This window comes from Bacillus sp. EB106-07-01-XG149, from assembly GCF_058791555.1.
Genome location: NZ_JBYTDP010000008.1, coordinates 147491 through 173265, shown reverse-complemented (window position 1 = coordinate 173265; position 25775 = coordinate 147491). Strand labels below are relative to the sequence as shown.

General features: G+C 34.3%; 27 protein-coding genes and 5 pseudogenes. 5 read left to right on the top strand and 27 right to left on the bottom strand.

Features of this window, described 5'->3' with window-relative positions:
* Both AC3WTA_RS24970 and AC3WTA_RS24965 read right to left on the bottom strand, forming a co-directional pair.
* On the bottom strand, positions 1 to 953 hold a 953-nt coding region (locus AC3WTA_RS24970), incomplete at its 3' end, for an IS4 family transposase (protein WP_492333068.1).
* Positions 954 to 1081: 128 nt separating this feature from the next.
* The gene (locus AC3WTA_RS24965) at positions 1082 to 2254 is read right to left on the bottom strand and encodes an MDR family MFS transporter (RefSeq protein ID WP_000384374.1); all 1173 of its coding nucleotides are present in this window, start codon (positions 2252 to 2254) and stop codon (positions 1082 to 1084) included.
* Between the two features lie 84 nt (positions 2255 to 2338).
* Here AC3WTA_RS24965 and AC3WTA_RS24960 point away from each other — a divergent pair, with 84 nt between their 5' ends.
* Positions 2339 to 3151 carry a MerR family transcriptional regulator gene (locus tag AC3WTA_RS24960; protein WP_000440177.1) on the top strand — a complete coding sequence of 271 codons (813 nt, stop codon included), beginning with the start codon at positions 2339 to 2341 and terminating at the stop codon, positions 3149 to 3151.
* A gap of 1435 nt (positions 3152 to 4586) precedes the next feature.
* On the opposite strand, the gene AC3WTA_RS24955 is transcribed toward AC3WTA_RS24960, so the two are convergent.
* The 6 genes and pseudogenes from AC3WTA_RS24955 to AC3WTA_RS24930 all read right to left on the bottom strand — a co-directional run.
* Positions 4587 to 5111, bottom strand: a complete 525-nt coding sequence (locus AC3WTA_RS24955) for a nuclear transport factor 2 family protein (protein ID WP_000764212.1) — start codon at positions 5109 to 5111, stop codon at positions 4587 to 4589.
* 147 nt (positions 5112 to 5258) lie between these two features.
* The gene (locus tag AC3WTA_RS24950) at positions 5259 to 5651 is read right to left on the bottom strand and encodes a nuclear transport factor 2 family protein (protein ID WP_001046367.1); all 393 of its coding nucleotides are present in this window, start codon (positions 5649 to 5651) and stop codon (positions 5259 to 5261) included.
* Between the two features lie 4 nt (positions 5652 to 5655).
* Positions 5656 to 6477: an MBL fold metallo-hydrolase gene (locus AC3WTA_RS24945; protein WP_000477263.1), complete on the bottom strand. Its 822-nt coding sequence runs from the start codon at positions 6475 to 6477 to the stop codon at positions 5656 to 5658.
* 173 nt (positions 6478 to 6650) lie between these two features.
* The gene (locus tag AC3WTA_RS24940) at positions 6651 to 7271 is read right to left on the bottom strand and encodes a DsbA family protein (protein WP_000448622.1); all 621 of its coding nucleotides are present in this window, start codon (positions 7269 to 7271) and stop codon (positions 6651 to 6653) included.
* Between the two features lie 467 nt (positions 7272 to 7738).
* The gene (locus AC3WTA_RS24935) at positions 7739 to 8368 is read right to left on the bottom strand and encodes a DUF4352 domain-containing protein (RefSeq protein WP_000913398.1); all 630 of its coding nucleotides are present in this window, start codon (positions 8366 to 8368) and stop codon (positions 7739 to 7741) included.
* A 169-nt stretch (positions 8369 to 8537) separates the two neighbouring features.
* Positions 8538 to 8666 (bottom strand): annotated as a pseudogene (locus tag AC3WTA_RS24930) (GIY-YIG nuclease family protein); the annotation flags it as partial.
* 207 nt (positions 8667 to 8873) lie between these two features.
* Between AC3WTA_RS24930 and AC3WTA_RS24925 the strand changes: the two are divergent.
* Positions 8874 to 9212, top strand: a complete 339-nt coding sequence (locus tag AC3WTA_RS24925) for a hypothetical protein (RefSeq protein ID WP_000141759.1) — start codon at positions 8874 to 8876, stop codon at positions 9210 to 9212.
* Positions 9213 to 9300: 88 nt separating this feature from the next.
* On the opposite strand, the gene AC3WTA_RS24920 is transcribed toward AC3WTA_RS24925, so the two are convergent.
* From AC3WTA_RS24920 to AC3WTA_RS24910, 3 genes are all read right to left on the bottom strand, one after another.
* Positions 9301 to 9471, bottom strand: a complete 171-nt coding sequence (locus AC3WTA_RS24920) for a hypothetical protein (protein WP_082180995.1) — start codon at positions 9469 to 9471, stop codon at positions 9301 to 9303.
* Positions 9472 to 9522: 51 nt separating this feature from the next.
* Positions 9523 to 10173, bottom strand: a complete 651-nt coding sequence (locus tag AC3WTA_RS24915; RefSeq protein ID WP_000449719.1) for a Yip1 family protein — start codon at positions 10171 to 10173, stop codon at positions 9523 to 9525.
* A gap of 412 nt (positions 10174 to 10585) precedes the next feature.
* Entirely contained in the window at positions 10586 to 11257 is a 672-nt protein-coding gene (locus AC3WTA_RS24910; protein WP_000748156.1) for a hypothetical protein, read from the bottom strand.
* A gap of 118 nt (positions 11258 to 11375) precedes the next feature.
* Between AC3WTA_RS24910 and AC3WTA_RS24905 the strand changes: the two are divergent.
* Positions 11376 to 11594: pseudogene (locus tag AC3WTA_RS24905) on the top strand (tyrosine-type recombinase/integrase); the annotation flags it as partial.
* A gap of 4 nt (positions 11595 to 11598) precedes the next feature.
* On the opposite strand, the gene AC3WTA_RS24900 reads toward AC3WTA_RS24905, so the two are convergent.
* A complete protein-coding gene (locus AC3WTA_RS24900; protein WP_140399259.1) occupies positions 11599 to 13731 on the bottom strand; it encodes a family 10 glycosylhydrolase in 2133 nt (710 codons plus the stop codon).
* A gap of 284 nt (positions 13732 to 14015) precedes the next feature.
* Here AC3WTA_RS24900 and AC3WTA_RS24895 point away from each other — a divergent pair.
* Positions 14016 to 14156: pseudogene (locus AC3WTA_RS24895) on the top strand (nucleoside hydrolase); the annotation flags it as partial.
* Positions 14157 to 14329: 173 nt separating this feature from the next.
* On the opposite strand, the gene AC3WTA_RS24890 reads toward AC3WTA_RS24895, so the two are convergent.
* The 13 genes and pseudogenes from AC3WTA_RS24890 to AC3WTA_RS24830 form a co-directional block, all read right to left on the bottom strand.
* Positions 14330 to 14497 (bottom strand): hypothetical protein, encoded by a 168-nt coding sequence (locus tag AC3WTA_RS24890; protein WP_000490952.1) that lies wholly within the window; start codon positions 14495 to 14497, stop codon positions 14330 to 14332.
* Between the two features lie 20 nt (positions 14498 to 14517).
* On the bottom strand, positions 14518 to 14754 hold the full coding sequence (locus AC3WTA_RS24885) for a DUF4176 domain-containing protein (protein ID WP_001160634.1): 237 nt from the start codon (positions 14752 to 14754) through the stop codon (positions 14518 to 14520).
* Positions 14755 to 14883: 129 nt separating this feature from the next.
* A complete protein-coding gene (locus tag AC3WTA_RS24880) occupies positions 14884 to 15552 on the bottom strand; it encodes a hypothetical protein (protein ID WP_000748417.1) in 669 nt (222 codons plus the stop codon).
* A 221-nt stretch (positions 15553 to 15773) separates the two neighbouring features.
* The gene (gene cdiI, locus AC3WTA_RS24875; RefSeq protein WP_001188527.1) at positions 15774 to 16154 is read right to left on the bottom strand and encodes a ribonuclease toxin immunity protein CdiI; all 381 of its coding nucleotides are present in this window, start codon (positions 16152 to 16154) and stop codon (positions 15774 to 15776) included.
* Between the two features lie 27 nt (positions 16155 to 16181).
* A complete protein-coding gene (locus tag AC3WTA_RS24870; RefSeq protein WP_070168449.1) occupies positions 16182 to 16532 on the bottom strand; it encodes a CdiA family toxin C-terminal domain-containing protein in 351 nt (116 codons plus the stop codon).
* A 218-nt stretch (positions 16533 to 16750) separates the two neighbouring features.
* Complete coding sequence (locus tag AC3WTA_RS24865) at positions 16751 to 17209, bottom strand: SMI1/KNR4 family protein (protein WP_000481683.1); 459 nt, start codon at positions 17207 to 17209, stop codon at positions 16751 to 16753.
* An 18-nt stretch (positions 17210 to 17227) separates the two neighbouring features.
* The gene (locus tag AC3WTA_RS24860) at positions 17228 to 17686 is read right to left on the bottom strand and encodes a YrhA family protein (protein WP_000265783.1); all 459 of its coding nucleotides are present in this window, start codon (positions 17684 to 17686) and stop codon (positions 17228 to 17230) included.
* A gap of 140 nt (positions 17687 to 17826) precedes the next feature.
* Entirely contained in the window at positions 17827 to 18399 is a 573-nt protein-coding gene (locus AC3WTA_RS24855; protein WP_000707080.1) for an imm11 family protein, read from the bottom strand.
* Positions 18400 to 18433: 34 nt separating this feature from the next.
* Complete coding sequence (locus tag AC3WTA_RS24850; protein ID WP_002203410.1) at positions 18434 to 18928, bottom strand: AHH domain-containing protein; 495 nt, start codon at positions 18926 to 18928, stop codon at positions 18434 to 18436.
* Positions 18929 to 19085: 157 nt separating this feature from the next.
* A pseudogene (locus AC3WTA_RS24845) lies at positions 19086 to 19656 on the bottom strand (cytosolic protein); the annotation flags it as partial.
* A 46-nt stretch (positions 19657 to 19702) separates the two neighbouring features.
* The gene (locus AC3WTA_RS24840; protein WP_098632600.1) at positions 19703 to 20680 is read right to left on the bottom strand and encodes an ornithine cyclodeaminase family protein; all 978 of its coding nucleotides are present in this window, start codon (positions 20678 to 20680) and stop codon (positions 19703 to 19705) included.
* A gap of 19 nt (positions 20681 to 20699) precedes the next feature.
* Positions 20700 to 21752, bottom strand: a complete 1053-nt coding sequence (locus AC3WTA_RS24835) for a proline racemase family protein (RefSeq protein ID WP_492333067.1) — start codon at positions 21750 to 21752, stop codon at positions 20700 to 20702.
* 186 nt (positions 21753 to 21938) lie between these two features.
* The gene (locus AC3WTA_RS24830) at positions 21939 to 22400 is read right to left on the bottom strand and encodes a VOC family protein (RefSeq protein ID WP_000483912.1); all 462 of its coding nucleotides are present in this window, start codon (positions 22398 to 22400) and stop codon (positions 21939 to 21941) included.
* Between the two features lie 143 nt (positions 22401 to 22543).
* Between AC3WTA_RS24830 and AC3WTA_RS24825 the strand changes: the two are divergent.
* Positions 22544 to 22731, top strand: a pseudogene (locus AC3WTA_RS24825) (YflJ family protein); the annotation flags it as partial.
* Between the two features lie 120 nt (positions 22732 to 22851).
* Here AC3WTA_RS24825 and AC3WTA_RS24820 read toward each other — a convergent pair.
* Positions 22852 to 23805 carry a TRM11 family SAM-dependent methyltransferase gene (locus AC3WTA_RS24820; RefSeq protein ID WP_098632605.1) on the bottom strand — a complete coding sequence of 318 codons (954 nt, stop codon included), beginning with the start codon at positions 23803 to 23805 and terminating at the stop codon, positions 22852 to 22854.
* A gap of 141 nt (positions 23806 to 23946) precedes the next feature.
* The gene (locus AC3WTA_RS24815) at positions 23947 to 25569 is read right to left on the bottom strand and encodes an N-acetylmuramoyl-L-alanine amidase (protein WP_492333066.1); all 1623 of its coding nucleotides are present in this window, start codon (positions 25567 to 25569) and stop codon (positions 23947 to 23949) included.
* Positions 25570 to 25775 lie beyond the last annotated feature (206 nt).

The window sequence follows — 25775 nt, the reverse complement described above, 5'->3', positions numbered from 1 at the left end:
AGTCGTTTACTACGAGGAGAATACTTCATTCCTTTCTTTTTTTCTCTTACAGCTTGATCTTGTAATCGTTTTTGTTGCTGTTGTTTTGTTAATCGATGGACAATTACACGAGCTGACACTTTATCAATCATTCCTACATAAGCATTAGCTATTTCCCATGTTTGTCCTGGCTGCAGGGAGTTCATTACCGTCTCCATATCTAACTGTATATACTCTGTACCTTTCTTAATTCTTCCATCTTGAAAATAATCAGGGTTAGGATTTTTTTGATAAATACGTGTATTCGACTTGATACGAGAAATATAGTAGGCCTCTTGATCTTGTATATATTGAAGGTCTTTTAAATGAAAATAACCTAAATCTCGGATACATAAATCATTCGCTGCCACAGTTGGGGCACACAGAGAGCCGTAAGTGCGATCATGTTGTTTACCTGGACCTGTATGAATATGTAGGAACTGTCCGCTTAACAAATCATACTCAAGCTGAATTTTTATCCCAGCTGTATGGCTGCATCCTCCTGCACCTGGATAAACCGATGAAAATACATCCGGGAGTTGAAATGCAGTTGAATCTAAGATACGAATACGCTTGAAAATAGAAGTATATGGAGCAGAAATTAGCTTAGCTGAAGATAACTTTTGGTTTAGAAGTTTGGCTAAAACTTGTTGTAGAAACTGGACGGCTGCGGCGTTAAATCTTTGATTTAGTCCTTCAGGACTGATGAGTACTTCTGTTGATACTTCTAAACAACTACATAACTGGGTTAAGGAAGTTTTCGCTACACTTTGGCTTAGCCATACGCATAAAGCTACTAACTCTTGTGCTTGATACTTACTTGTTCGCTGTACAAATCCAACATCTCTAGCTAGATTCTGTAAGGTATTTGGGGATAAAAGACTCTTTATCTCCTGTGCAAATAATTGTAAGTCGTCAGATACAGAATTAGACATACAAAAAACGCCATCCTTTCCTATAATTCTACAGTAAGAATAACGTCTTTTTTGCTTAATGAATAGTGTGAAACCTTAGCTTTATGGTAATGTGACCGTACCTCATGTAGTTACAGTTTTTATTTGTATTAAGACATTCGAAATGATTTGCCACGTAAAGCTGCTATGTAGCAAATAATAACTACTAAGCATAGGCTAACCATCACCAAATACAATTGTGGTGCAAAATGGATAATCAACCAGCCACCAAGCACTGGGCCTAAGAAGCCACCTAAGTTTTGAAATTGCATAAAACCAAGATATGTTGCTTTTTGATGCGCGGGTGCAATCATTTCGACTATAGCACTCGTCATTGGGAAAACAAAAATTTCACCAAGTGAGAACACAACCATACCGACAATAAAAAGTGTCCAATTATCAGCGAAGTGGAAGATTAACATACCAAGTGCTAATAGTCCGCCCCCGAAAATAAGACTTGTTTTGATTGCTACTTTTTCGCTTAAAATGCCGAGTGGCAATTGAAGAATTACGATTGTTGCAGCATTAATCACAATTAGAACTGAATATAATGCTACTCCGTCTGCCATAGTTAAATTAAGCAATTGTGGCATTGTTGCCTCTGTTTGCATATATACGAAATTGCAAATAACACTCGCAATAATGAGCAACATAAGTGTGCTATCTTGTAAAAGAACACGCATCAAGTCGCCAATATCTTGCGTAACATTGACCGTATTCTGCTCCTCTATACGTCGTAAAGTGATGACTAAGAAAATCGCATACAATAAGTACATCGTTGCAGTAATAAGGAATGGAAAACTTATTGATGATGCTTTTGAAATGACAATACCGAGCAAAAGGCCGATCACAGCTGATAAATTGATGGCAGTATATCGAATTGAAAATAGGCGACGACGCCTATCTTCGTCAGTATAGTCAATCATCAAAGCTTGTGAAGCTGGTTCAAAAAATGCACGACAGATACCGTTGAGAGCATTGCATAGAACGAATATCCAAACAGAGTTTGCGAATGCAAAGCCATAAAAGACTATACTCCAACAGAACATCGATATGATGATAATTTTTTTTCGGCCAAACCGGTCAGTAAAGAAACCACCGAAGAAGCCACCAAATGTCGCAGTCAATTGTGAAATACCGACTGCTAAACCAATCATAATTGGTGAGGCATGTAAATCATTTTGTAAATAAAGTGCTAAAAATGGTATCGTCATAAAGCTAGCTGTGCGGGCGAAGGTCGTACCACCGAGCAGCTGCCAGACGAGGGGGTGAAAATAATCCATAATAAAAACCTCCTGTATTAACATGCGTTTGCTTATGCTAGTATGAAGTGTGGAGTTAGTCTATAGTCAAGAGGAGTTTTTAACTTGGAGAGAAAAAACCTTAAAACCTTAAGTACAGGAGAATTTGCTAGTTATTTTGGGGTGAAAAAAGACACCTTGTTTTATTATGATAGAATCAATCTTTTTAAACCTGCCGGTAAACTTCCCAATGGTTATCGATATTATACCTACGATCAAATTAATACATTCTCAACACTCCAATCTCTTCGGAAAGTGGGAGTTTCGATTGAGGAACTAAAAGAATATCTTAATTCTCCCAACACTTACAAACTTGTTGAAATGGCAAAACAGCAGACAGTTCTGGTGGAAGAAGAAATTGAGAAATTAATTCAAATTCGTCGTTTCTTTAAGGGTATTATTTCAATGGAAGAAGAAAGAAAAAACGTTGAAGTTGGGAAGGTTTATATCCAAAAGACACAGAAAAAATCTATTTTCTTAAGCGATGTAAATTCGAAAAATAGCATGACCGATTTCGATTGGGTAAAACATTTTAGCAAGCAAATAGGCTTGTTTGTTCCTGCTCCTATTGGATCTGTGATAACAAGAGAGAGCCTGATTCAAGAAAGATATGAGGAGGTAGATCACTTATTTTGTTATAGTGATTTAGAAACAGGTCAATCAAAACCAGGAGGAATTTATGTCATATATTATCACCAAGGATCTTATAAAGATATTGAATCCGCATACCACAATATCACGGAATTTATCAAATCAGAGGGCTATGTTATTGAAGGAAATGCCTATGAAGATTACTTCTACAATCCATTAAGAACTAATAATAAGGAGGAATATCTTACTAAAATTAGTATACAGGTAACAAAGTGTTTAAAGAGTTAAAGCTATAATGTTATCTTTGTTTAGTAAAAATTAAAAATAGGAAAAACAATTGCAGCGAGTACTTTTAAAAAAAGTGATAAAAAGAGAATCGAACTTTATGTTTAGTAGGGCATACCCCATCATCAAGTTGAAATTTTAAAATACCCCCAAAACGAGAAAATTGTACGTTTTAATCTGGAGACGTCAATTTTCTCATTTTCGGGTATTTGCTTTTCTTAGCTTGATGGTGATGGGGTACCGCCACATGTCCATCAACTTAAGAATTCCGAATTACCCCAAAATAAAAAAATGAGCTTTTTTGCTACAAGTTAGCACAAAATTTCGTTCTGGGGGTATTTACTTTTCTTAGCTTGATAGCGATGTGGTGCTGCCCCTATTAGGCAAATTCGACAAAGAAAAGACACCCAAAGGTGCCTTCCTCCGACTTGAACCATCTTAATTTTATTGTGTTGTTATTATATAAGAAAAGAAGACATCGCTTAAGATGTCTTCTTTTACTTGTACACTTGGTGTTAAGAAGGTATTTATTGCTTAAAAACCATAAAAAAATATAACAATCATCGAGTAAACCTATTATAGCATCAATAAATAGAGTTTTTATATTAATTTTTACATATATATAGATTTATTTATGTTTTATCTATATAGTTAAATTGTCTGTTTCTTGTTTTAATTCGTTTGTTTATTTTGAGTGCTCCAGCAATGGAGCCTTTTTTTTATGCAATAAAACATTTTCTTAGCATTACTTAGTTGATCTATATTAACTTTACCCTCTTAAATTATATCTATATTTTACCAAATAATTATATAGATAACCAATTTTTTCTAATAATCTAGTGAATTGATAATTTCAATGTTAGTTGTTAATACTCATAGAAAAATTCATTATGCAATGAAAATTGAGAAATCAAGAATTATAAAAAACTTATAGTATCTTTTGTAAAGATATATTTATAATTTGTATATTAATATGTTATAATTTAATTTCTAAAACTACCAAAAAAGGACTGCCAGTAATGGTGGTCCTTTTTTATATTGGTGAGATTGTACTAGGTTGAGCAAAAAAAGGAACCAAAAAAGTTATTTCTAATGAGGATAGCCTTCTTATGATGAAGTTTCATTCAGTGGATCTGCAAGCAAACATAAAAGAAGGAAAAAATTACGATTTTACTTTACGTGGATATAGAGTACCTATACTTTCATGGTTTCCAAATTTAGATGGTGCCGAACCACAAAATTAGCACTATTCTTTAATAAAAAATCCTACTCATTTTTTAATGAGTAGGATTTTTTATTAAAGAGCTATTTCGTATTAATTTGTGCCATCATTTAATATGCTATTTTTAAATGATTTCCAAATTTGATAACTTATTATATAAATTTCTAAATTCTATACAGCACTATCAATTAAACAATTATTAAATATATCTTCTATCTAAAACATCGTATTATCATTAGCTGCTTCACTTGGAATCTCTTGAATTACATCCCAGTGTTCGACAATCTTTCCATCCTTGATACGAAATATATCCACTATAGCAACTCCCTTATCTTGAGAATTAGTATGAGAATGTACATGAAGAGCAACTGTATCCCCTTCAGCTACTACACGTTTAATCTCTGCAGAGGAATTAGGATTTTTAACAAAATCCTCCTTAAAGAAATCCATGAAGGCTTTTCGTCCATCAGCAACAAAAGGATTATGTTGCTTATAATCTTCGCTAACATATTTAGGGATAATATCGATATTATGTTTGTTAAAAACTTCATTATAGAAATCAACTACCATCTTTTTATTCTTTTCATTTTCTTTTACTTCTTTTGATACAGAAGCGACATTTTCGCTCTTAATTGAGTTACCTTTGTTATTACCGGTGGAAGCTTGATATACCAAAGTCGAAACTACTCCTAAAATAAATACAGAAATAATTGTTATGATTAAACTTTTCTCTAATTTCATATATACCTACCTCTTCTACTTAAATAAGTTTTCTTCTATAAAAAGTTTGAAGAAGGAGAAACCTTCCCAAAAATGTAATGTCAGGGGTAATGTTAGGAATTTCATTTATCCTCTCCCCTATACAAGGCATATTAGAAACGATTAACTCTAACTTAATACCTCATTAACAGTTGCACTGTCCACAATTTGTATAAACTTCTTAACCTTATCGTTCTCATCAAACTTATAAAGATGACAAAAATCTGCTACAAATGACTTCCCTGTAGCTTTATATGTTCCACTATATTTTCCATACACAATAACAGTATTGTTATTAAAAGTATAAATTTCATCTTTAGCGCTATAGTCATCCCATTCCGTGCCAAGACGTTCATGTACGTTTTTCACTACTTCATCTGGACCTATATAAGTACCTGCATATGGAAACCCAGCAGCTTCTGTCCAAGATACATTTTCACTTAAATACGTTTTGAACGCATCCAATTTCCCTTCGCCAGTTAACACATACGTTTCATGTAATAGTTTTTGATATTTATTCATATCATTAACCCCAAGGCATTTCTTTTGTTACAACTTTTGCACTTAATTCTAATACACCTTTATTTGCATAGCCTGGATATGCTGCTTCAAGTTTTGCCACAAAATCTTTTGAAGTTCCACTTTCCTCAGAAGCTTGAATCGCAGTTCTTAGATAATCCATTGTCGCAGTAAGTGCTTGATTATTTAGGGATTTTTCGATTGATCCATGGCTAGGTACAATTATGTCAGCATGTAATGCTTGTAATACTTTCAAGTTCTCAATCCACGCCTCCATAGCCGCTTTTGAGCTAGTATCCGCTAAGAATACATGTATTTCGTTAAATACATCAATACCACCAATTAATACTTTTAGTTCTTTATTAAATAGGCTAGTTCTGTAATGATCTAAGCCTACTAGTTCAAATGTTAACCCCTGAAAATCAATCGCTTTTTCTTTAAACACTTGAGGTAATACCACGTTACTTGGTGCATTTTCTCCAAGGGCGTCTTTCCAAACTTTTAATTTTCCTAAGACAGAATGAACGATATGTTCAACAGTAGACTCTGTTGCATACGCTATAGCTTCCGGGTAAACAGCTTTAATGCTCTCTAATCCAAAGTAGTAGTCTGGATCCCCATGAATAATAAAGATTTTATCTAAAGATAAGTCGTTTTTTTTCAGATACTCAACAATTTCTTTCGAATCAGATTGAGTAAATTTTGAGTTTATTAAAAATGCATGTCCTGCTTTCTCAACTAATGTTGCTGTGACCATAAAGCTTTTTTCGTCCGAACTAAACACCGTTAATTTCACATCTTTTTGATTTGTATCGATTGTTTTAAACATAGTATGTTATTCTCCTTTTGTTAAAGTTATTAACTAATTATCATATTTTTATCTTGTTCCGATAAAATCTTCCACTCCCATTCACCTGAAAGTGTAATAGTACCGGCGAATATTCCGGAGATGAATGTCAGGTGGCCTAAGATAACATGTTTGCTACTATATCCTAAATTTTCTTAATATAAATTTTTAAAACGCGCTTCAATTTTATCCGGTGTCATTACGCCACCACCAATAGGGATAATTTGATTATCCTTTTGTAAAAGTAAGGAAGGATAGCTATTAACACCAAGCTGTCGAACTTTATTGAAATCATTTTGGACATCTATTATTGTTTCTTGAGCATTTAAACGTTCTAATACTTGTTCAGGGTCCAAACCATGCTCGATTGCAATCTTACGATATGTTTCAGGATCACTCAGACTTTGGCCCTCATAATAAAACGCTTTTTGCATAGCCGAAGTGAATTCTAATAAACGGTCTGGCGCTAATGAGCGTAAAGCTGAAAAGCCAATTGCAGCATCTTTCGAATTCATTTTAAAAGTACCTTCCTCCACCAATTTTTGATATGAAGGACCAAATTCAGCACCTGTAAGTTGATTAATTCTTTTATTTCCTTCTTCTATATATGAGAAGTTTTTCATTGGTAAATTATCTAAAAATAACCCTCCACATAAAACCGTTAATGGCACTTCAGTGTGGTTTTTGTAAAATCCTTTAATACTTTCTGAAAAACCATAGCACCATCCACAATATGCATCCCATACGTAAATAAGGTTATCTTGTTTCGTCTCCATTTAAATCTCCTACCTTTTTTTATTATCCAGCTCAACTAAATTTTTGGTTTATATAAGTACATCTTTTTATACCTTGTTCTTTTTTAGATACCTTACTATATTTCCCCAAAACTAATATTTCCAAAGAAAGATCCACCAAGGTTTTTAACAAAAGATAACGTTGCACCTTATTGCCCCGTAAAAGAAAAATACTAAAGCTTAGAACATGCATTGATTTGAATGTGTTAGTAACTTTCTACACCGGGTGGCAACGTATGGACCACCATCCTTAATTAAATATATAAATCATATTTTTAGCAGATATTAGTTGTAACCAAATTGATTACATCTTTATGTAACTATTTTAGTTACAACTAATATAGAAGTCAATTCTTTTTTTCGAAAACATTAAATTTCTACATTATAACGAAATTCTGTGTTAACTTGTAACAAAAAAAGAGGAGCCATCTCCTCTTCATAAATAATCACTATTTAATTTGTTCCTTATACTCATTGTTAACAACTACATACCATTTTCCTGTATCAAATTTTTCTTTATTAATCACATAAACTTTACTTTCTCTCATTACCTCCCCTGGTTTTAATTCCTTAGTAATAGTAGAGGTCTCACCTTTTTCAACCTCATAACTACTAGCTGCCCACACATCACTTTGGTAAGCATTGTCATTTTCATCCACTAAATCCACTGATGGTAAAACGGCTAATTTCATCGATTCGTTTGTGATGTTTTTCCCTTCTACTTCTACAACAATAAAGACATGTCCATTTTCAGGTTCTTGGATTCCTATACTTTCTTTACCAACCTTATCTCTTTCTACAACTCTTTTTACAGTTACATCAAATTTAGGTGTATGAAAATCCTTGTTTACAGCATACTCTTTTTCTTTTACTTTTGATTTCTCTTTTGTTTGTTCCGTATTTTTCTGCTTTGTATTCTCTTTCGTTTTCGCCTCATCAGTTGTTTGCACTTTCTTTTCTTCTTGTTTAAAATTGGTTTCTTTAGATTCTGAAGAAGTTTTGTCGGATGCATTGCCGCAACCAGATAAATTGAATACTAAAGCGCCACCTAAAATACATGTAGTAAATTTTTTCAACATCTCTTTTTATCCCCCAATAACACGATATATAAATTCCTTACTTATCATAGCAAAAAATACAATCTTAAATTGTTGCATCTTGTCGAATGATTAAGAATAATCAATTGTTTTTATTGCATATAAAAAACATGATCTTGATGTAGTACCAAGATCATGTTTTACGTTGATGTTATTTATAAAACACTTTATTCACATTATATTTCGCTTGAAATTCGTTAATCATATATGTTTCGTAAATTCCTCTTTCCATCTGATTTTCTACAATACATACATCAATACGATACACTTCATCACGATGTTTTTAATTGGTGATAAAATCTATTAGTGCATTCTTGCGATAAACTACATTTATAAGGATGATAAAATAAAAAAACCACGAATAGATTACCTCACAAAATGAGTTAAAAAACTATCAACTTACAGAAACTCCCTCTAAAATGATTGTTATATATGATCGAAAATGTAGAATGGGATTAAGGACAAAAAACACTTTTAGGAGGTTATCATGACATTTGATGAATTGAAAAAAAACAAACCAACAAACTCATGGGTTGAGTATGATGAAGATGGAGAATTTTTCACTGAAGAAAATATAAGTGCAACAAATAAGGTTCTTGACACTTACATTAACCATTTACAGCAATTAGGTGAGAATCCAACCGAAGTCGAAGTAATGCAAGTTGTTAAAGAGGTAGTTATTAAAATAAATGAACTAAATATCGAACATGACCATTTTATCGAAACAATGGAAAGAGAAGATCTCTATGAATTTATCGATACAGCAGCACGATTAGCTGGCTTAGAATCTGAAGAAGATATAACTGAAGAATGGCGGGAATGGTAAAAAGCTGCATTTACTCCTCCATAAAAATTTGTCCCTTATTCTCCAATTGGAAAATAAGGGACAAACAAAGACAATCTACTCAGCTCCCCTAAGGTTTTAATTGTTTAATATTTTGATTTTTAAGTTTGCCTTCACAAATTCCTGTTAACACTGATAATAAGAAAAACAGGCCGTAAAACGGGCGATCAATTTGGTCATAAAGGTCATACGCTTCGCCAAGTGGAACATCCGAATCATGTGGTTGTTCACCCTGTAACAATTACTAACAGCGCGTAGAAAACATTTGGATAAATAAGAAGCAAATCAATGATTAAAAGATTGTAACCCCTACTATAAGAAATACTATTATTACCAAAGGAAGAATGATAATCATAAAGGATATTATTATTGTTAATAATGCTTTCCATGCTGAAAATTGGTGTGCTTCTCCTAAACATTTTAAGGAAATAATGATTGTCCAAATTCCAATAACTATATCAATTATGGCAAAAATAAGAAACAAAATCGTTAAAGTTATGCTACTATCCATTTCCGGTGTCTCACTCGTAAAGTTTTCTATCCCAAACAAGAAAAATGAAGGCACCCAAACTAATATAAGAGAATAAACGTAAGGGATATAAGAATAGGCAACTGAGTAACGTGTTTTTTCAAAGGTACCTTGTCCACCAAGTTTTTTTGCCACCCAATTAAATAACGCTGGTAGCAAAAAATAATAAATTAAGAAAGCAACAAAGGTACCGAATATAACCATTGAGATTAATGAAACTGGACTACTTATTGAATCTGCCATATTTTTAGAAGATGCTCGATCTAAAGTCTGTACGAATGAGCCTAATAAAATAAGTAAAAACACATTCTTAGGTTTGGATATAAAAATTTCTTTCATTGTATCACGTGGTTTTGTCCAAATGGAGAACCAAGGATTAAGTGCACGTTTAAATTGATTTTCTGGAGTTTCCATATAAAAAACATTCCCCTTTCTTAAAACATCTTAAATATAATTTCCTAATCATCCCAATTATGTACCTAGAAATATTAAAGCATAAATAGTCGGTTATTTAAATATAAATATTCAATCATTTAATTTCATCTGAAACTTAGGGGGAGTGCTTCTTAGCAATTACCTCTATATTGTCTTGCATTTTTAACTATGGGCTGAGTAGTTACTTTCATTTTTGAGTACCTCACATTCTTTAATACATTGGATAAACATTTATAATCCTATCATTAATAAGAACAAACCTAATTTCCATTCCTTCAGATGTTTTACTAGAATATAATCTTCCACTTATACATCTTTTATTGCTATAAGTCTCGTGAATGGCTTCCATAAGAAGAATGCGATTATATACTTGAAATGCAACAAATCCTCTTTAAAAGCCTATACGTATTTTCCCTCCATCTTCTATATGCTGCCGTAAATAATAATACTTATGAAGTTCTATAATCATATAAAACAAACCAAACGAAAACACTGTGCATGCAGACATAAATACAATTGCCCCCATCTGTTGTGTTGCAATGCTAAGAATTATATTAGCGATTAACTGCCCCAATCCCGCTGCAATAGCTGCTACTTTTACACCACCAGTTCCTTTCGATGATTTTGATTTTTTTCTTGGTTCCTGAAGTTTTTCAATATGATTTTTATAAAAATAATACAAAGCAAAACCATACAAACCAAATGAAAGAATAAAATAGATAGGAGTTTGTAATTGTAACACTTCATAAGCATATTTTTGAGTTATAACCAATAATCCGACTGAACATATGATGCCATATACTCCTCGAAATAGAGTGTATTGTAATTGTCGTTTCCCAGGATTGATAGCAATCCATATCGCCCATAAATTTAAAAAAATAACTGGAGGAGTTACTATATATACATAGAGTAATCGAAAAGGATTCGCAAACGCAGGCAAAAGAACAAACACGTCTGCCCCCAAAAGGACAAGACCAATTACGTGGACCCTTATTTCATTTACAGGATAAAGTGCCATATAATGTGCAAAAGCCTTCTTATTAAAATCTATACTTTTTTTCATGTTAATTAAACCACCCTGCTATTGTTGACCAAGCTTTTTTCATTTCCCCTTTACTACTATCATCTTCACCATCACCATCTAAATCAACATCCCATTTTACACCTTCTGTGAAATATCATTCCCTTCTCGAAAAGAAGATCAACCCATTAATAAGATCTAGGCTTATCAAAAAATTCAAAAAGCCGGAGATTTTGCCGGTATCGAATCTATCGGGATTCACACCATGCATAAAACCTTCGGCTATTGGTTCTATAAACAAACTAAGGATGTGGCTATGTTGCAAGAAATTTTAAATCACAGCACCCCACAAATTACACTGAAATATATTTGGCGTTAAAATGTTAACGTAATTCCTCATTTATCGTTCTCGCCATCATAGTCGCAAACTGTTCTCGTGTTAACGGATCCCCTGGTCCGAACATTCCATTGCCATATCCAACCGCAATACCATTTTTGGCTAATGATTGAATGTACGAATGTGCCCAATAACCTTTTGGAACATCTGAGAATTCTTCGCTGTGTGTCCCATTTAAATTATAGTTACGAGTTAAAATAGTTGCCATTTCAGCACGGGTTAACACGCCATTTGGCTCGAAATATTTTTGGCCGCTGTCGTTTACTTTGCCTGTAACAATACCTAATTCAACTGCTTTTGCAATTTCTTTGTACCCATAAGTACTAGGATTTACGTCGATAAAATTAGGATTGGATACATTAGATAAATCTTTAATACCTTTTTCGTTCAAAATCATAAAAATAGCTTGTAAACGAGTGAGTCTGTCTTCTGGTTTGAATGTCCCGTCTGGGAAACCTGAAATAATTTTCTTTTCAGCTAGAAAATTAATATAAGTCAAAGCCCAGTGGTTAGTAGATACATCTTTAAATTGCGGTTTTGGTTTTGGTTCAGGTTTTGGTTCAGGTTCAGGCGTAGAAGCCGGAACTAGGTCACTTTCGTTATGAAGGCGGTCTACTGCTGAAACTGCGTATGTGTAGTCACTACTATTCGTTACTGCCTTGTCTACATATGATAGTACCTCTGAACCGTTGTTACGAATTGTTGTGACAATCACAGATGAGTTGTTTCCGTCGATTAGTTGTCCTCTGTTAAAACGATAGATAACGAAATAGGCCGCGTCATTACCAGCATTGTTATTCCATGAGATTGTTGCACCGTTAGGGCCGTCTGTCACAGAATGTATAGAAGGCTTACTTGGCGCAGAGTTATCTAACCAAGGCATAGTTGGAATTAATGCTGGGTATTTGTACGCATTTGCTCGTAATTGATCTTTGATACCTAATATATTTGTCTTTAAATTGCGGTAACTAAAGAACATACTTCCTTTTACATTTTGAAGTGTTGAGTTAAGAGCCAATTGATTGTTTGTCTCAGTCGGGTTCTCCCAGGCCTTGTCCGAATCGTTATTAATCTTGTAAGCAGCTTGTCCAATGTATAGGTGTATGTTCTTTCCTTGTGCTTCGTTGTTCCACCATTTTGTTATTACGTCATAGTTTGCGGCATTATGGCCAATGCTCCAATAAACTTGAGGTGTTAAATAGTCCACCCATTCTTTATGCACCCATAATCTTGAGTCAGCATAGATGTTGTCGTAAGCGGATAAGCCATTTGTCTCGGAACCTTGTGTGTCATTATGTTTGTTTCTCCAAATACCGAATGGGCTAATTCCGAATTTCACGTGAGATTTTGTTTGTTTAATACTTGTTGATAAATCGCGAACAAGTGTGTTGACATTCTCACGTCTCCAATCGTCTTTATTTTCACCTTTCCCGTATGTTTCGTAAGTTGTTTCATCCTTGAAATTTTCCGCATCTGCGTATGGATAGAAATAATCATCCATATGAATCGCGTCTACATCATAGTTTTGGACAATTTCGAGAGTGCTATTTTTAATATAGTCTCGAACAGCTGGGATGCCAGGGTTATAGAGCAGTTGCTTGCCGTGTTTAACAACCCAATCAGGATGTTGTTTAGCTGGGTGATTTACAGCTAGTTTGTTTACATCTTGGTGACTTGTTGTAATGCGATATGGGTTCAACCATGCGTGGAATTCTAGGTTGCGCTTATGCGCTTCTTCCACCATAAATGCTAGTGGGTCATAGCCTGGGTCTTTTCCTTGTGTACCTGTTAAATACTCTGACCATGGGCTATGTTTTGATGGGTAAAATGCATCACCAGTTGGCCTTACTTGTACAACAACAGCATTCATCCCCATTGATTTAACATCATCTAAGATGTTAATAAACTGTTTCTTTTGTTCGTCAGCGCTTGCACCTTTCACTGGCCAATCGATATTGAACACAGTTGAAATCCAAACGGCACGTAGTTCACGTTTTTTATTTATGGCTTGTTGTTCTGATGCTTCTACGCTAGAAGCAGATATGATAAGTGCCAGAAATAAAATGGGAATGAGTAGACTCTGAACGCGCCCCCTACTTATTACTTTTTTTATAAACATATTTATTTCCTTTCTCTCTTTGCGATATAACAACTAGTAGATTTTTTGTTTCCTAGAATCAAAAGGTTATATATTCCAAATGCTATTATAACATTTTATATGTTTTCCGTCACAATCCCCTCATTCGGTACCTCTACTAAGCCAGGAGAAAACCTTTCTAAATTTCCATCCCCCTATTAATTCATTATCTTCAAATACAAAATACATAAAGATAACCTTATGTAACGATATTTAATTATAATCCGTTTCAGAAACTAGTAAAATTCAGGAGAAACATTGTATGAGGAAAAAGTATAGGAGGTTTTAGATCTACTTTTGAACCAGAAACATTCGGTAATCGTCCAAAACATAGGATTGCAATACAAATGAATTATGAACAGTTTTTTAAGGAGTTTATGACTGTAACGACTGGCGACCTATTTTAGTGAATACCCTTGTCCATTAAGCTAAGATTTTAAAGTACCCTCCAAATGGAAATTTTTTGTTTTTATAGACCTGAAATTTATTTTTATCATTTTGGGGGTAACCTGTTTTCTTAAGTTGATGGATGTGAGGTACTACCCCAATCTTCAAATAAAGAATATATTTATGATTAAAACTAATTATATTTTTTTACATTTAAAGGAATAGATATAAAATACAAATCTATAGCATAAATAGTAATCAAAATACCTTTACCTTCATCAGCAAACTTTGATTGAAGAAACTGTTCTGAAACTTTTCTTTTTCCCCATTTTTTAGGAAACCATTGAAATCCTGAAAACATATAATTAATCTACCTTTCCACTAAAATTTTGATAGTTTATTTCTTAACTCTAACTCTTCAACTGTTTCAAAACCTTTAAAAAATACATTGTATTCTTTAGACAAATTCCCATGAGGATATGGACAAGACACGTAATCCCACATTTTATTTCCATTCACTTGTCCCTGTTTTCTACCGTAAATCACAATTTTCTTCGTCCCACCTTTTAAGAGAACAATAGAACCATTTGGTAAAAACTTTTCTTTAGAAAATTGCATAATTCCCCATCCTTGCTTTATCTAAATGTAATTCTATATTCATGATGTTGCTTCTCCCTTTTCTTTTCCGCATTCTTTACTGACTATAGGAGAACCACGATTATATACTGAATATTCAATACAGACTCTTTAAATGGTTTCATGTGTTCTACCCCCATCTTCTATATGCTTCCTTAAATAATAATACCTATGGAGTTCCATAATGAAATGAAACAACATAAACGAAAGCATGGAGTATACACACATTAATACAATTGCTACCATCTTTTGTGTTGCAAAACCAAGACTGATATTAGCAACGAGTTGACCCAACCCTACAAAAGCCACTACTCCAAAACCAGAGTTTTTTTTCGATGATTTTGATTTTTTGATTGGTTCCTGAAGTTTTTTAATATGATTTTTATAATAATAATTCAAAGCAAAAATATACAAACCAACCGAAAAAATAAAATAGATGGGAGTTTGTAATCCTAACATTCCATATGCAAACTTTTGGGTTATAACTAATAATCCTACTGAACATACGATGCCAAATACCCCACGAAATAGAGTGTATTGTAATTGCCGCTTCCTAGGATTTATAACAATCCATATTGCCCATACATTTAAAAAAGCAACTGGTGGAACTATTATGTACATATATATCGGTTGAACAGGATTCGCAAAAGCAGGTAAAAGCACAAATATATCTGCTATCCCAATCACAAGAGTAATTATAGTCGATCTTATATCATTTACAGCATAAAGAGCCATATAATATTCGAAAACTTTTTTATTAAAATTTATACTTTTTTTCATGTTAATTAAACCACCCCACTACTGTTGACCAAGTTTCTTTCATTTCCCCTTTAATACATAATGAGTAAAATATGAATCGGTTAATTTTACTAAACATATTATGCGATTTTGTTGCGAATTTTCAAACATCAAATCTTTCTATTGAATATTAGCATATAATCAATTCTAATCATGAAACATTCTACCTTTTATAATGATTTTGGATAAGTTATAAATAGCCTCTACCTATTAATATTGTATAATTCAATAAATTTGTTAAGACTGTCTTCTAATCTCTTAATTGTGTTTGGATACTTTTTTGAATAACCCTCACACATTTTTTTTAAATAATGATAAAGTGTTTGATAATTAATTATTACCTCATCACCACTGTATAATGCAAATTCTACCCCTTCAAATGAATCTCCATTGGCAATATCATACTCATCCAAATCTCCTGGAAAAGTACATGCGCCATATTCCTCTCCAAATCCTACTCCTTCACAAACTGAATTGATTACCTTTAAAAATCTTTCATCATCTACCATATTAAACACTGCTTGTATAGGAAAATGGGTTAAATCTAGTAAATCCTCATCTTTTAATCTAAATTCTCTTTGCATACATATCTCTCCTCGTATATCTTTAATTTATTCTGGAAAAAAAGAAGAGATTTCTCCACCTTTATGGTATCCTCTCCAAGTTATTTCTTTACCGTCAACACCTGTCCCTTCTCTCGAAAGAACTCCATCACTGGTTTTTAATTTAGCGTCATTAGCTGCTTCAATTCCACGGTTAATAAATTCCTTATCACTTATAATTTTAGGATCATAAATGTTGTTTGTGAATACTTTATTTCCATACTCTCCTGTAGGGGTGCCATCCATATTTAACTTAGGCATATTGTATTCTACTATTTTTACACCTAGAATTTTTGAAGGTGATTCACTGACTATTTTTAATATCGTTTTTAAAGAACTCTTCACTGTTGTGTGCTCCATCAATACCTCTCCTTCTTGGAACAGAGGGATCTATATTTTTAATATGATTTTCTAATTTAGGAGTCGCTTTAAACTTTCAAGTGATTTAATGGTGAATGTTTTTGATACTTTTTACCTATTATGGACATTAAAAAAGCTTATGCAGGTTATACATAAGCTTTCTTACTCATGATTAGATATTTTTCAAATGCTACACATTAAAGCAAGTCTTAAAAAGATTAAATATAATAGTCAGGATTTTCATCCATTTTAATTAAAAATTCTTCTAAAGAATCCGCTATTTTTCCATCCTCAGAGTAAATAGGACATTGACCTAATTCATTTTCCTCTTTAAATTTAATGGTTAAAAAGTTAAGTTCTGTTACTTCAAAAAACACTAATGATTCATCATCATCTACATCATCTAGGTTGGGATTATATTCATAAATATCTTGTCTTAAACGGAAATCTGCAACTGAAATCGGGTCCATAAATCTGTTAAAAAACGTTCTTTTATCAGAATTTAAAAACCCACAACCTATTTCTTGATAAAAGCGTTTCAGTTCTTTTGGAAGTTCCATTTGTAATAAGCTTTCTGCCTCATCTATCTCATCTTGATATATAGGATAGAAAATAGGTTTTTGTTTAGAACGGACACTTCTGTCTGCTACAACATATTCTTTCAAAAAATTAAACATAATTTTTACTACCTCCTATTAAAGAAGGGTTATTTTTAACGCTTCCTCAAGCATTGTATTAAAATCATTATATGTGTTCATTACCGTACCTGATGGTTTATCAAGTTCTAAATAAGTACCGTCTGATAAGCTTTTACAAAACCACGCAATATTTGAATCGCCAAAGAAAAGATACTCTTTTTGAAATTCATTTTCATACCAAATCTCATTCGTGTCTATAAAGCCGCAAATATGTTCATGTTCATCTTTTTCTGTTTCTAGTAAAGGAGAATCGACTCCGTAAAGTACCAATCCATCAAAGTCTAAACCATTTACAGTTTTAAGAAACTCTTCGTATTCACTCGGTAAATCAACATTAAATTTCTCTTTTGCATATTCTCTTAATCTCTGAACTTCAGTATCCGTTGCGGGTGTATTCAGCTTATAATTAACACTTTTCAATATATCTTCAATTTCTAAAATCAGATTTTTCCACATATAAATTTCACCATTTCTTCAGCTTGAATCAGTTCAAAAATTTCTTTTTCATTTCCCTCATAATTGTTTAACATTCTTAGAATTTCTAAAACCTTTGCATCCATGTCACTAACTCCTATCAATTATTTTAGGACTTTCTTTTACATGTTTGCTTCTGAATCCCATACCTCTATAAATTCAAAACCTTTTAAATCACTTTCTAACACTGTATTTCTAAATTCATCTGATACAAAAACGGAAGGAATATGTAATATTTCATTTAAGTAAACTTTAAATATTGTTTGGTTCTTAACCATATTAGGTAAGAATGCGTATTTTTTGAAATCTATTACTAAGCCAGAACGTAGTTTCTTTAGTATAGCTTTCTCATAGTCAATAGCATCTAGTGCATTTAAAACGTTAATTATATAATACACTTCTCCCATCACATCATGAATTAGGGGAAGAAATTCTACATTATCACCAAGTATAGACTCTAAGAATTTTTTAGCTTTCCCACTAACCATTGGTGTACCAACTTCTCCCCAAAAATGAGGCAAATCACTTTGATTTCCTTCTTCTACACATTTAATACGTATTTCTCCCCATGAATCAGATGCTTTTACTGCCGAGTCAATTTTTCCTTCAAAATACTTTTTAGAATCTTCTTCTAAGTTCAATAGTTGAAAGGATTCATAGTCATCAAATGAACTCTTTAATTCCCAAATTTTCATGTTTACTCTCCTTTGTTATTTTTCTATTCTAAGATTACTCTTTCTTCGGTTTATTTAATTTTAATTCACCATTTAATAAACGTTCTCTTATATCATGTAAGGCGTCAACAGCATCTTCTTGAGTACCGCCCCGTTTCTTAACAAGACTTAATACTCTCTCTACTTCAAGTATGTACTCTGAACTATGCTTTCCTATGTGTAAGACTTCAGTAGTCACGTATTCATTAACTTTATAAGGTAAAAATACTCCATTAGCCGCTGAATCATGGTCTATCCCAAATTCCTTTAATAATTTTTGTGCCTTTTCTGCCCTACTATCGTTCCAAGGTGTTAGATGATGCGCTGCATTAGAATATGGGGTTGGTTCAATCCCTGCATCCTTAAGTTCTTCACGTAATATTTTAGATGCTGTATACGAATCAGGATACTCATTTTTCACTTCAACTCTATCAAGAACTTTATCCGCATAATCTTGTATTACTTCTTGTACACCTTTAACTCTATTTCTTCCACCAGTTTTAGAAAACATAAATGTATCACGGGCTTCTTGTAAAGCTTCAAAAGTTTTATCTGATTGCTACCAAAGCCACTAGTACCTGCGAATGCAAATCGTTCTTTCAATGGTAAATGATTCGAAACAGACGAAATACCTTCTGAGAATTTTGTTAGATTTGCAGTAGTTGCTACCTTCGATACTTTACTTAATCCTTTATCACCAATGAGGCCTAGCCCAATTTGAGTTAAAGCATAACTTCCCCATTTAGCACGACTTTCAGCATCTCCATTTATTACATCATTAATAAATGAATCTGACAATACATTATACATCGTACTAAGGGTATCAATAGGGTGCAAAGCAGCGTTCCCCATGTTTTCCCACGTTTCCCATTTACCAAGTGCCTTAAATCCTTCTATAGTATCTTCAACCGCTTCCCCCGCGCCTTCTACAATACCATCCCGAATTTTTTTGAAAGTAGATTTTTCAGGTAGCTTACCACACATTGCGCCTTCTTCACTTGAACTACTTCTCAGAAGATTTTCAGACTGACGTGCCCTCTCTTCTCCAATAGCTTGAATAGAATTTGTCCACTCCATATTCAACCCTTGCGTACTAAATGTACCACTTGCAGGACTAAAACCTTTTCCACTTTGAACTTCAGCAAGACCAGTAGCAATACTCGCTGCTAGTTGAAGAGCCGTACTATAGTTATTACTGGACGTATAATTGAATTCATATAGATGCTCTACTTTTTCTTGCTTTACAAGACCTTATGCAAAAAAAAGACCACCAAAAGGTAGTCCCTCAAAACTCAATCCTATTCCCCACTCCGCGCTCCACCGCTTTCTCATACAAATACTTCGCAACAATAATATCTACTACTGCCAAACCAACTGATTTGAAAATAGTAATCTCTTCATCGTTTTCGCGGCCAACTTTTTCTCCGCTTACGATTTGGCCGAGTTCCGCGTGGATGTCATTTGCTTTGAATAAACCTTCTTGTATCGGAACTTGAAGGTCCCCCGTTTCTTCTAATGCTGCTTCTTTTGATTCGACTACTACTTTATTTGCGCTCGTGATAGCGTGAGATGGTAGTTCTTGCATGTTCGGTTTGAATGAACCGACGGCGTTTATGTGGACGCCTTTTTGTAGTTTTTCTGAGAAGACTGGTGTGGATGCGTTCGTAGTTGTGACGATGATGTCTGCTTCGCTTATTGCTTCATTTGCATTTGTGTGAACATATGCAGGTTTGTTAAATCTCTCTTGTATATATTGCGAGAATGCATACGCCTTTTCTTCTGTTCGATTGTATAACATGACTTTTTCGATATCTCTTACCGCAAATACAGCTTCAGCAATTCCCTTCGCCTGTTCGCCGGTCCCGATAATGCATAAAGTTTTTGCGTTATGACGAGCTAAATGTTTTGTCGCTACTCCTGATAGAGCCCCTGTTCGAATCATCGTTAAGTAGGATCCTTCTAAAAGTGCGAGCGGTTCTCCCGTTTGAAAGTCTGATAGCATCACAATCCCGTTTATCGTTTTCTTTCCTATCTTTTTGTTCTCGGGGACTACTGTTACTACTTTTAAGCCAAGCGCCTCAAGTCCTTCCGCTACTGAAGGCATAATTAATGCCGTATTTTTCTCATTCGCAAATGGTAATGAACCTCGTATTGGCGTAATCGTTCTTTCTGCGGAAAATTCTTTTAAAGCAAGCGCCGCGTATTCAATGACTTCGTTCATTTTTACTAAGTTTCTTTGTTCGTTCGCGCTTATGACTAGCATATCTTTCCACCTCCTCCTTCTATCCTAACAAAAATCCCCTATTCAAATCATCTCTCGGGTCTACAACGAACTGATGAAATCCTGTAATAAATGCATGCCCCGTTACTTTCGGAACGACAGCTTCATATGTATGTACCGTTGTTACTAACAATACTTCTCCTTCGAATTTCCCGTCAGTAATGCATTCGTGGATGAAAATTTCTCCCTTTTGTAAAGCATCTTTTTCAAAAAGAGTTGCAATTCTTGCAGAAGTTCCTGTGCCGCAAGGAGAACGATCTACTTGCCCATCAGCAAAGATTGTTACATTTCGTAAAGTTGCGTCTTCCCCTTTCGGTTCATCTGAGAAAATAACGCCGTATATTCCTTTTAACCCTTCTTCAAGTGGATGTTTTACTTCCATTTTACTCTCGATGCAGTGCTTAATTTTACCGCCCCACATTTGAATAGCAGCTAAGTCTTTGAAATCGACTTTCAAACCAAATTCTTTACTATCTACTACCGCGTAGAATGCTCCACCAAACGCGATATCTACTTGAAATTCATAGTCATCTATTTTAATAGGAACGTCTTTTTTGTATACAAATGAAGGAACATTTTCAAATGATACGGACTCTACTTCGCTCCCGTTATATTTTGCATACGCAATCACTTCGCCAGCAGGGCTATCAATAATGAACTTTTGTTTCTCACCTGTCACTTCAAACATACCTGTTTCAATTCCGACTGTAATAACAGCAATAATGCCGTGCCCACACATCGTACTCCAGCCTTCATTATGCATAAATAATACGCCAAAATCAGCGTGAGCACTTGCAGGCGGAGTAATGATACAACCGTACATGCCATGATGTCCTCTCGGTTCATACATAAGAACTTCGCGAAGATGGTCCAAATGCTCCATACAGTACGCGCGTCTTTCTAGCTGCGTTTCTCCTTTTATTTCTGGCACGCCGCCTGTAATAATTCGAAGCGGTTCCCCAGCTACGTGAGCATCAATTGTCGTGTACACTTTACTAACCTTCATTTCTATCTCTCCCCTATATGTTGATACTATTTTCATTGCAAATATCATGCCAACGCATAGGGTATAAATTTGTATACATTGTGTAAAAAAGCATACACTACTGTCTATTTTTTTATACAGTAGACAGTGAGTGACTCTTAGCCCGCACAAAACAAAAAAGCCATAACGTCACTACTTGAGCAAAGTTATGGTTCCTTTTTTAATTATTTTGCGGGATTTGAGCCAAAATCAAATTTATATGTCACTCGGCAATTTTTCCCACTCACTTAAATGCATGACATCTTGTTTTACGTTTTTCTTTTCAGGAAGTAGACATAGAAACTCTAAAGAATTTCCGTCAGGATCATAAAAATAAAGATTTGCAGTAGGTGTCCACGTCTGAACCATAGGCTCAGACGGTTCAAGACCGAAAGCGGCTCTTGGTTTTATTCCTTTATTAAGAAGCCATTCTCTTGCATGAATGATTTCTTCATAGTTAACCTTGAATGCAAAGTGACTTTTATGGAATTCTTCTTCTGATACCTCCCAAATGCCCAGCATTTGTTCCTTCTTATTATCTTTATCAAACCAAAAGAATGCTACACGGCGTTCTTCAATTGTGCGAGCATGAAATAATCCAAGTTTAGTATAAAACTCTTTTGCTACTTCTAAATTTCTTGTTTTAACATGTGTTTCATATAAAGTACCTGGAAACAAAGCATATCCCTCCTTTATCTTTTTAGAAATTCTTACTATAAAGCCTATTTTAATAAACTAGAAATAGAAGTGATATCCTATTCTTCTTACATGTTTTTCAATTTTGTTGCCCTAATGCTGAATAAAAAAGAAAATTCCCTCACCCCGCCACATATACTGTTCAAAAGCAAAAGGAAGTGATCCAATGTACTACGGAACAAAAGGCTGGTACGTAGCTGAATTAAAAAAATTAGGCGTGCGCTATCATGAAGGACGAAAACTAGAAAGTTACCGCGGACACGTCTTACGAAATTTATTACTTGCACAACAAGAGAAATTAAAAGAACAGTAATATACTAATGTAAGATATCGACTTGCCGACAAATTCCGCCAATTCATCTATCTAAACCGCCAACCAATCACACATCAATACAAACCAAAAAAGGTCACCCAAACGGGCGACCTTCCTTTCTTATTCACAAACAAGAATTTGTCTAGTAAATGATCCTTTTCTTGTAATACAGCGATCTGTAATTTCAAATCCTGCTTCATGAATCATGTCGTCCATTGTTTCCATCGTGACAACGACTACCTTTTTAGCGATGCGGCGCGCGCTTGAAAGAATGGAGAACTGGTCTTCTGGTGTTGCATGCGTAAATAAGTCGTACGGCATATCAATAATTGCAACGTCGTAGTTCTCAGTAATTTCCTCAATTGGACCTTTTGTTACTGTTCCTTCAAACCCGAAATGTGCAATATTTTTTCTCGTTCCAAGCACCACAAGTGGATTTATATCTCTACCAACGATGTTAATCCCCATAGAAAGTGCTTCTACTACTACTGTTCCAATACCGCAGCACGGGTCAATTGCTCGTACTCCCTCTGGATTTGGTACAGCGATATTTGCAACTGATCTCGCAACACGTGTGCTAAGAGATGTCGAATAACTATGCGGTTTTTTTATGTGATGATACCAAACTGGTTCACTTTCTACATAGTGTCCAAAGTACCAGCGTCCTCCAAGTGGAACAATCCCGAATACACGCTCTGGATTACGAACATCCGCTTCTCCTTCAATATGCATACCGAGGTCGCGTTCAATAAGACGTCTTTCCCCATATTCAATTTTATTTTCTTTACCAAGATCATTGATTTTAACGAAGATAACTTTAAATGACGCCCCCGCCAAATCAATTTGTTCCACTTGTTTTAAAATACTTTCTAAGTCGTCTCCTTCATACATAACCTCAACGCGCTCTTTCATAAACGCACTTCTACTCGGGTCAATTTTGACATCACTTTTCAAAATATTAACGTGAGACTCCATTCCAAAGAACGAGCGCATTTCCAAGTAACATAAAGCACGCTCCTCCTCACGAAATGCATACGTATATATACATGCAGGTGTTTTACTATAATTATTCAATCTATTATCATCCTCTATATCGTTATAATTGCAATTACTACAATACTTTTTCATATAAAATTAAATGATATCACATGCCGGAAATAAAGAGAAACGTTAATAAATAAAAGAGACTGCCAATTGGCAATCTCTTTTGATTTATTAACGGAAAGAAGATACGCTATTACCCTTTGCTTCGTAATAATCTAAAATACCTTGATAAATCGCTTCTGCTGCAGCTTGTCTCTGTTTTGGTGTAGCAATTTTATCTGCATCACTTTTATTATCTACAAATGCTAATTCTGTTAATACAGCTGGCATTGTATTTTCTCTAGTTACGTATAAGTCCTGATGTCTCACACCACGATCTTTTGTTCCAAGTGCTGCTACAAGACGGTCTTGAATTTTTTGTGCTAATAAAATACTGTCTTGTACATGTGGATTCGTTGCTCTTGGCGCTGCTGACTTATAATATAATGTTTCTGTACCTTGTCCATTTTTCTTTTCAGAACCATTAGCATGGATACTTACAAAAATATCTCCATTATTTTTTTGAGCAAACTCTACACGTTTCTTTAATGAATCAGGACCACTTGTTCCTGGGCGTGTATCATCTGTACGAGTGAACATCACAGTAAATGGTGCCTTTTGCTCAAATATTTTCTGTAATCGTAATGATACGTCTAATACTGTTTCGCTTTCTTTCTCATAATAACCAGGATTGCCCGAGTCAATTCCACCGTGACCTGGATCAATAATAATCGCTTTACCTTCTAGGAAGTTATCTTGCTTCGCTGGGTTTAATTGATTTTTATCTACCCACTGGAAGCCACTATTTGTACGGATACGAATCCAACTATCTTTTTCTTCAATAACTACTACTTTTTGCGCTTCACGTTTCGCTAGCACTTTAGAAGAATGTGACGCTTCTGCATATGTTGTAAATCCTTCATTAATAACTTCTGTTTTTTCTTTTAAAGGTGTCCATTTCTCACCTTTGCTTGTTACAATTTTAATCCATCCATCTCGCTCTTCTTTTACTACAACTTTTTGTGGCTCATGTTGCATGTCAGTAATTCCTGAAGATAAAGATGGTTGGTGATATGTAATGAACTTACGATCTATATACATTTCCTTCGTTGTTTCTTCTGGTTTGCTAGTATTATCATTATTTTTCTTTAGCTTGTCCGCTTTATACGTCATTTGCGCTGCTTGCTCACGTGGTATAGACAGATCCGGGCTCCAAATTGTCTTCCCAGTACCAGCAGAAATCTCTAACGCTACTAAAATATTTGCTGCTTCTTTACCGAAATGACCTTCTAAATCAGTAAATTGATTCGTAATTGGGGCTTGTACTAAACCTTGTAATTTATAAGCCTTAACAAGCATAGAAGCCATTTCAGCACGCGTTACTTTTCCATCAGGATCAAATACGCCTGCTCCTCGGCCTGAAATAATATTTTCTTTTTCAATTGCTGCAATATACTGAGTTGCCCAATGATTTTTTGAATCATTAAAAGATGGTTTCCCAGCTGGATCCACTTTTAATCCAATTGCTTTCGCTATAATTGTCGCTGCTTCCGCACGTGTTAAAAGACCTTTTGGCGCAAACGTATCACTTGTCATACCGCTAATGACATCTCGCTCTACTAAATAGTAAATTGCGTCTTTTGCAAATGAGTCGTCTCGAACATCTGAAAACTTCTTCGTTTCTGCTAAACTACTAACTGGATAAGCTAGTAAACTTGCTGCTAACATACCAGCAGCTATTGCCTTGTACTTCATAAAAATTAAATCTCCTCTCGAAATCTCACGTTATACAATTCTCTTAATCAAACTAATATTAAAAATATTAATTGGAAAATAACTCCTATAATAGTTTATAACATTCTATCACTGTAGTAAATACGTTTCCTACCTAAATTATTAAAGATGAATATATAAGGAATAATAAATGTAAATACATTTCAAAAAGCGATTCATTACCCACC